Source organism: Pedobacter cryoconitis (assembly GCF_014200605.1).
GTDB classification, from domain to species: Bacteria; Bacteroidota; Bacteroidia; order Sphingobacteriales; family Sphingobacteriaceae; genus Pedobacter; species Pedobacter cryoconitis_B.
This window is the reverse complement of the sequence record NZ_JACHCE010000016.1, coordinates 1-1,748: the sequence shown is the minus strand read 5'-3', so window position 1 is coordinate 1,748 and position 1,748 is coordinate 1. Positions and strand designations below refer to the sequence as shown.

The window sequence follows — 1,748 nt, the reverse complement described above, 5'->3', positions numbered from 1 at the left end:
ATAACTAACAAACGTTAGTATATCATTTACGCAGCGAGTTATCTATCTTGCTCCAGAAAGGAGGTATTCCAGCCGCACCTTCCGGTACGGCTACCTTGTTACGACTTAGCCCCAGTTATCGGTTTTACCCTAGGACGCTCCTTGCGGTTACATACTTTAGGTACCCCCAACTTCCATGGCTTGACGGGCGGTGTGTACAAGGCCCGGGAACGTATTCACCGTATCATTGCTGATATACGATTACTAGCGAATCCAACTTCAAGAGGTCGAGTTGCAGACCTCTATCCGAACTGTGAATGGCTTTTGGAGATTTGCTTGCTGTTACCAGCTTGCTGCCCTCTGTACCATCCATTGTAGCACGTGTGTAGCCCCGGACGTAAGGGCCATGATGACTTGACGTCGTCCCCTCCTTCCTCTCTGTTTGCACAGGCAGTCTGTTTAGAGTCCCCACCTTAACGTGCTGGCAACTAAACATAGGGGTTGCGCTCGTTGCGGGACTTAACCCAACACCTCACGGCACGAGCTGACGACAGCCATGCAGCACCTAGTTTCGTGTCCTTGCGGACTCATCTATCTCTAAATGATTCACTAACTTTCAAGCCCGGGTAAGGTTCCTCGCGTATCATCGAATTAAACCACATGCTCCTCCGCTTGTGCGGGCCCCCGTCAATTCCTTTGAGTTTCAATCTTGCGACCGTACTCCCCAGGTGGAATACTTAACGCTTTCGCTTAGCCGCTAACTGTGTATCGCTAACAGCGAGTATTCATCGTTTAGGGCGTGGACTACCAGGGTATCTAATCCTGTTTGATCCCCACGCTTTCGTGCCTCAGCGTCAATAAAATCATAGTAAGCTGCCTTCGCAATCGGTGTTCTGTGACATATCTATGCATTTCACCGCTACTTGTCACATTCCGCCTACCTCTAATTCATTCAAGCTCTTCAGTATCAAGGGCACTGCGATGGTTGAGCCACCGTCTTTCACCCCTGACTTAAAAAGCCGCCTACGCACCCTTTAAACCCAATAAATCCGGATAACGCTTGGATCCTCCGTATTACCGCGGCTGCTGGCACGGAGTTAGCCGATCCTTATTCCTTCGGTACATTCAGCTACTTACACGTAAGTAGGTTTATTCCCGAATAAAAGCAGTTTACGACCCAGAGGGCTGTCTTCCTGCACGCGGCATGGCTGGTTCAGAGTTGCCTCCATTGACCAATATTCCTTACTGCTGCCTCCCGTAGGAGTCTGGTCCGTGTCTCAGTACCAGTGTGGGGGGTCATCCTCTCAGATCCCCTAGACATCGTGGTCTTGGTGGGCCGTTACCCCGCCAACTAACTAATGTCACGCATGCCCATCTTAATCCTATAAATATTTGATCATTGTACAATGCTGTACTGTGATTTTATGCGGTGTTAATCCGAATTTCTTCGGGCTATCCCCCTGATTAAGGTAGGTTGCATACGCGTTACGCACCCGTGCGCCACTTTCCTCCTTAGCAAGCTAAAGAGTATCGTTCGACTTGCATGTATTAGGCCTGCCGCTAGCGTTCATCCTGAGCCAGGATCAAACTCTCCATTGTAAAATGTTGTTGTTTGAACACTGACCATTCTTAACTTGTATTAATAATAGTCTTATTCTTATTTGTCTGTCAGAATAGACTTAAAAAACTCGCGCGGTTCATGTACTTTGAACTTGTACGTGTTTACCTCGCTACGTTTGTAAATGACATCTCTTTAATGAACTTCTCGG

General features: G+C 48.2%; 1 rRNA gene. It reads right to left on the bottom strand.

Features of this window, described 5'->3' with window-relative positions:
- Nucleotides 1-56: 56 nt before the first annotated feature.
- A 16S ribosomal RNA gene (locus tag HDE68_RS26270) occupies nt 57-1,578 on the bottom strand.
- Nucleotides 1,579-1,748: the final 170 nt, after the last annotated feature.